The following is a 6,032-nucleotide window of genomic DNA, read 5'->3' as shown; positions in this document are numbered from 1 at the left end:
AAAAAAAGCCTTATTACTTGCTGAGAGGTTCTGGCCCGGACCATTGACGTTGCTGCTTCCCAAACAAGCCATCATCCCCGACCTTGTGACTTCAGGGATGGACACCGTAGCAGTACGCATCCCCAACCAGCCGCTGGCCATGCAACTATTGCAATCTCTCGATTTTCCACTGGTGGCACCAAGTGCCAATCCCTTTGGCTATGTAAGCCCTACCTCAGCACAACATGTTGATGATCAACTTGGTGAAAAGATTGCATATGTGCTGGATGGTGGCCCCTGCCCTGTAGGAATAGAATCTACCATTGTAGGATTTGAAGGGGATGAAGCTATTATTCACCGGTTAGGCGGGCTCAGCAAAGAGAAGATCGAAAGCATTATCGGCAAAGTAAAACTCATGCCACACTCCTCCTCCAACCCCAAAGCTCCCGGAATGCTGAAAAGTCATTATTCCCCGGGTAAAAAAGTGGTTGTAGGAAATCTCGATACATTGGTTGAAGAATATGGGAAAGACCGCACCGGCATCATCAGTTTCACCCGGTCCGTTGAAGGCATTGTACCCGAGCATCAAATGATACTGGCCCCTGATGGCGAACTAACCACTGCTGCCAAAAACCTGTTCTCTTCACTGCGGTTGCTTGACAAAAAGGATATAGACGTTATTCTTGCAGAACCTGTGCCTGAGCACGGCCTTGGCCTGGCTATCAACGACCGCCTGAAAAGAGCTGCGGCCAAATAATCCCCATACGCCAACAACCGTATCCTACCAGATATAAAACAGGAACAACATAACTTAAAAACAATCAGGTTAGTTAGGCAGTTTATGATATAATTTTAGATATTTACGCCTTTAAAAAATCAGCCTATGAGAACTATTGACGACATTAACTTTAAAAACAAACGAGCCTTAATAAGAGTAGATTTTAATGTGCCATTGAATGACAAATTCGAGATCACCGATGACACCCGCATCAGAGCTGCTGTACCTACTATTAAAAAAATACTTAGCGATGGAGGTTCAGTAGTGTTAATGTCCCACCTTGGAAGACCTAAAAGTGGCCCTGAGGATAAATTCTCATTGAAACACTTGATCAAAGACCTCTCAGAAAGATTCGATACCGACGTAAAGTTTGCTTCTGATTGCATTGGAGAAGAAGCTGAGTCTAAATCATCAGGCTTGCAGCCCGGTGAAATATTACTGCTTGAAAACCTGAGATTTTACCCCGAAGAAACAAAGGGGGATGAAGGTTTTGCTAAAAAACTAGCTGCGCACGGAGATATTTATGTGAACGATGCTTTCGGTACAGCCCACCGTGCACATGCATCTACCAGCATTGTAGCTCAGTTTTTTGATGAAAAAGTTTGCGGTTACGTAATGGCTGCAGAGATTGAAAACGCCCAAAAGGTACTCGACAAAGCCGATAAGCCTTATACTGCCATCATGGGTGGTGCGAAGATCTCGGATAAAATATTGATCATTGAAAAACTATTGGATAAAGTTGACAACCTGATTATCGGCGGTGGTATGTCATATACATTCTTCAAAGCCATGGGTGGTGACATAGGCTCATCACTTGTAGAAGAAGACAAATTAGATCTTGCTAACGAGCTGATCAAAAAGGCGAAAGAAAAGGGAGTAAACCTTGAATTGCCTTTCGATTCAGTAATTGCTGATAAGTTTGATAACAACGCCAAAACTGACATAGTACGGAATGGCGCTATCCCTGATGGCTGGATGGGACTGGACATTGGCCCACAGGCCCGTGAAGTTTTTGCAAAGACCATTAAAAGCTCAAAAACCATCCTTTGGAATGGTCCTATGGGTGTGTTTGAAATGTCGAACTTCGCCAAAGGAACAACTGGCATTGCCGAAGCCGTGATTGAAGCCACTGAAAAGGGAGCATTCTCTTTGATCGGCGGTGGTGACTCTGCCGCAGCCGTTAATCTGCTTGGTTATGGCGACAAAGTTTCTTACGTATCTACAGGTGGTGGTGCATTGCTTGAATACATGGAAGGCAAAGAATTACCGGGTGTAAAAGCTCTGGAAGATTAAGATCCTTTAAAATATAACGGCGGGTTTTCTCGCCTGATCTTTAAGCCTCTGCAAGCAATTGACAGAGGCTTTTTTGTGCTGATTAATAATCCTTCTTTAACTATCTATTGGCTGGCTACACCTTCTCCAGCCTCCACTGATCATCATACCTCAGTTCTCCGCTGTCAATCATCTCACGAACCAGGTTGAGAAACATCTCTTTTTCCGATGGGTTAATATTTTCCATAAGCTCCTCAACTGTAAGAGGCCCTTCTCCAGTCAGGTGCCTGACCTGTAAGCGGTAGCCTTCAATATCATGGTCTTTGTCATCATGTTTTTTAGTCAGACATACATCGCAAATACCGCAATTTTCAAAGGTACTCTCGCCAAAGTAATCCAATATTAACTGTGTACGGCAGGTATCTTCATGCTTCACATAATTGATCATGGCCTCCATCTTTTGCCGGGCAGTTTTCTCCCGCTCGCCCAACCGTGCCCTGTCGAGTTTCAGGGTAGTGCTATCCTGACGCGGCACTGTAAAAATCACCTGAGGTTTCTCTTTTCTCTTGTCATAAGTCAGTATTCCCTGGTCATCCAACCGCTCCAGGGCTTTGATGATTTCTTTTTCAGTAGTCTCCAACACCTTCGCCAGTTGAGCTTCTGATATTTTTACGAAATTGCTAAACACCTCGCCTCCATAGATCCTCAATAATGCCTTAATGAAGAAATCATATTTGGCATTGGCAATCTGAAATTCATACAACGCACGATTATCAACTTTAAAATGGAGCTGGGAAGGGTTATAAAAACTCTCATTAAACTGGATCAGCCCTTCTTCTTCCAGTTTTTTGAGGGAGTAGTAAACTTCCATGTGGTGGATCCCATAATGATCGGAGAAGTCCTGTATATCAAAATCAAAGCTCTGTCCAAGGCCACTGCCAACAGCCATTTTGTAGAAGTTGGCAAGGCATTGATAAACCCTCTTAATGCTTTCTATTGAAGGATGCTGCTGATCGAGTTGGGCTTTAAGGTCATCTATATCTGCCTCCTCATAAATGACCACCGCAAAAGCTTTTTGTTCATCCCTTCCGGCCCTTCCCGCCTCCTGGTAGTATGACTCCAGATTTTGAGGAATGTCCATGTGTATTACTACCCTAACATCAGGCTTGTCTATGCCCATACCAAAGGCATTGGTGGCCACCATGATCCGTTTTCTGTCCTTGATCCAGTTATCCTGTTTGGCCGTGCGCTCTTCATGGGAAAGGCCGGCATTATAGAAGTCCGCAGAAAAGCCATGTCGTAAAAGGAATGCAGCTATTTGCTTTGTTTCTTTACGGGTACGGGTATATACTATCGCCGTTCCTTTAACATTCCTAAGCACTTCCAGGAGTTTTTTATCCTTATCTTCTACTTTGCGTACTGCATAGGACAGGTTGTAGCGGGCAAAACTTTTTTGAAATACATTATGCTTTTTAAACAGCAGTTTATCCTGTATGTCATCCCTCACCTCTGGTGTGGCGGTAGCCGTAAGCGCTATGATGTTTACCTCAGATATCAGCGGGCGTATTTCAGCAATGGTTAAATAAGCAGGCCTGAAATCGTAGCCCCACTGGGATATACAGTGTGCTTCATCTACAGCCAGCAGGCCAACGTTCATTTTTTGAAGGCGTTCTTTAAAAATATCAGTTTGCAGGCGCTCCGGCGAAAGGTACAGGAACTTTACATCCCCATAAATGCAGTTGTCCAGTTTAATATCAATCTCAGACCGGCTCATGCCTGAAAAAATAGCCTGGGCCTTAATCCCCCTTTTGTTCAATTGCTCGACCTGGTCCTTCATTAAGGCAATCAGCGGAGTAACCACAATACATATACCTTCCCTGGCCATGGCAGGCACCTGAAAGCAAATGGATTTGCCACCACCGGTAGGCAATAACGCAAGCACATCCTCACCTCGCAACACGGCATTAACCACATCTTCCTGCACGGCCCGGAACTCATCATAGCCCCAGTACTTCTTGAGTATGTTTAAAGGTTGTTCTACTGCATCACTCATCCCTTGAAATTACATTTTTTATGCTTGTTATAATTTCAGAAAACCGAATTAATATCTTACTCAAAGAAACAAAGCCATAACGACACTGGCAACAGGGCTTATAAAATGAAAAGAGGCTGCCTCAAAATCCATTTGAGACAGCCTCTTTATCAGCGTGATTCAGTTTTTTTTAACAGACTAATTAATTAGCGGTTTGTAAGAGTTTTACTCCTGTATCCCCAAGATGTCTGGTAAGTATTTTCTTGTATTCCACAGAGTTGGTATAGCCCCCATTAGCATTGAAAAACTCTTCCATTAATGGCTGCCAGTCGCTGTTCATAGGCATAACAAACCCAAACTGCTCTGATGCCTGGTCGCCAATAGGATGCCTTTTAAGTGGTTGCTTTCTTTGCACGGCATCCAGGTAAAACGCCAAATCGAGATATGAAAAGGCATTGGGGTCAGACAGCACCTTATCCAAAGTAGCGGGACTGGAAGGTGCATAAGCAATTTTCATTTCAGGGTAATATTTGCTTTTCAAATCCTGAATCCTTTTGTCATTCAGGGTACCCTTGGCCGTGTACGCTGTAAGTCCCTGAAATTTTGTAGATATTTCTTCCAGGCTATTGAGCGTAGGCACACTTTTTTGAGTAATCAGGATCGCAAAATTGGTAATAAAAGGAGGACTAAACCTGATCTCCCTCTTCCTGCCATCTGTAATGGTGATATTACCGAGTCCGAAAACACCATCCCTGCTGGACTTCACCTGATTGTACATACCCGTAAAGCTGCTCCCGTTACCAACAAATTTACCAGTTAGTTTTACTCCTTTGGTTTCGTTCACATACTGCACAAAATCGTTCATAATATCAACGCAGATTCCTGTCAACTTCCCGGAAGCATCTTTATATACAAAACCGGGTGTTTCTACATAAGCAAAGGAAACTGTGCCTGAGCCAGCTCCCTGCACTTTTTTCCAGGAATCTCCACTATACTGTGCCATAAGCGGAGATGACCATGCCGTTACCAGCATGATGAAAAGAAATGTTAGTCGTTTGGTAGTCTTCATAATTTTTGGTTGGTTAAAAAGCCAAATTAAACATCCTCCTGTTTTTTTGCCTATAAAACCACCTTCCAATAAAGACTTTTTGCTATTTTCAACAAAAACAGCTTATAAATAATTAAAATATTACCATTTTATTTCTTCCTTATTGAGAAATGCTGCGATTCCTCGCTGGCAGTCTTCACTGGCCCTTGCTTTGGCATTCATCTCAGCCGCATACTGTAGCCCTTCCTCCAATGACATCGCCTGCACTCTGGCAATCATTTGTTTGGTAAAGGCCATAGATTGTTTGCTGTTCTTGCTTATCAGCATATTAGCAAAATCAGCTACCGTCTCTTCCAGCTCGGAAGCAGCCACCACCTTATTTACAATTTCGTAAGCTTTAGCCTCGTCAGCATTGATCAGTTCCCCAGTGAGGAGCAATTCTTTAGACTTCATCTCTCCAATTTTTCTCAGCAAAAAGACTTTTACAATGGCCGGAATAAAACCTATCCTGACTTCTGTATAGCCAAATTTTGCCTCCGGTACCGTAAACGCAAAGTCACAAACGGACACCAACCCGCAACCGCCGGCAATAGCATGCCCCTGTACCTGGGCTATAACTACTTTATCCAGCGTATAGATCTGATAAAACAACTCTTTTAGGTGATTTGAATCCTCCAGGTTCTCTTCATACGTGTTTGCCTGAAGTTGCTGCAGATACCCAAGATCAGCTCCTGCACAAAATGCTTTCCCGTTGGCCCTCAGCACTACAACCTTTACATCATCATCCTGCGACGCCTCAGTAAAAGCCTCTTTAAGCTCTGAAACCACCTCAAAGCTCAGGGCATTGCGCTTTTCGGGGCGATTTAGCGTTATGTAGCCAATTTGTCCTTTTTTACTGTATTGTATAAATTCCATATGTTGAT

The 6,032-nt window shown here is 43.5% G+C and carries 5 protein-coding genes; 2 read left to right on the top strand and 3 right to left on the bottom strand.

The window, feature by feature from the left end:
• Positions 1 to 736: L-threonylcarbamoyladenylate synthase (locus E1163_RS19820; protein WP_155174200.1), on the top strand; the 736-nt coding region annotated here is incomplete at its 5' end.
• A gap of 126 nt (positions 737 to 862) precedes the next feature.
• The gene (locus E1163_RS19815; protein WP_155174199.1) at positions 863 to 2,050 is read left to right on the top strand and encodes a phosphoglycerate kinase; all 1,188 of its coding nucleotides are present in this window, start codon (positions 863 to 865) and stop codon (positions 2,048 to 2,050) included.
• 115 nt (positions 2,051 to 2,165) lie between these two features.
• Here the strand turns inward: E1163_RS19815 and E1163_RS19810 are convergent, their stop codons facing one another.
• The 3 genes from E1163_RS19810 to E1163_RS19800 form a co-directional block, all read right to left on the bottom strand.
• Positions 2,166 to 4,082: a RecQ family ATP-dependent DNA helicase gene (locus E1163_RS19810; RefSeq protein WP_155174198.1), complete on the bottom strand. Its 1,917-nt coding sequence runs from the start codon at positions 4,080 to 4,082 to the stop codon at positions 2,166 to 2,168.
• A 181-nt stretch (positions 4,083 to 4,263) separates the two neighbouring features.
• The gene (locus tag E1163_RS19805) at positions 4,264 to 5,130 is read right to left on the bottom strand and encodes a substrate-binding periplasmic protein (protein WP_155174197.1); all 867 of its coding nucleotides are present in this window, start codon (positions 5,128 to 5,130) and stop codon (positions 4,264 to 4,266) included.
• A 120-nt stretch (positions 5,131 to 5,250) separates the two neighbouring features.
• Entirely contained in the window at positions 5,251 to 6,024 is a 774-nt protein-coding gene (locus E1163_RS19800; RefSeq protein WP_155174196.1) for an enoyl-CoA hydratase/isomerase family protein, read from the bottom strand.
• Between the last annotated feature and the right edge of the window lie 8 nt (positions 6,025 to 6,032).

It is taken from the genome of Fulvivirga kasyanovii (assembly GCF_009711405.1).
In the GTDB taxonomy this organism is placed as follows: Bacteria; Bacteroidota; Bacteroidia; order Cytophagales; family Cyclobacteriaceae; genus Fulvivirga; species Fulvivirga kasyanovii.
This window is presented reverse-complemented; position numbering and strand designations above follow the sequence as displayed.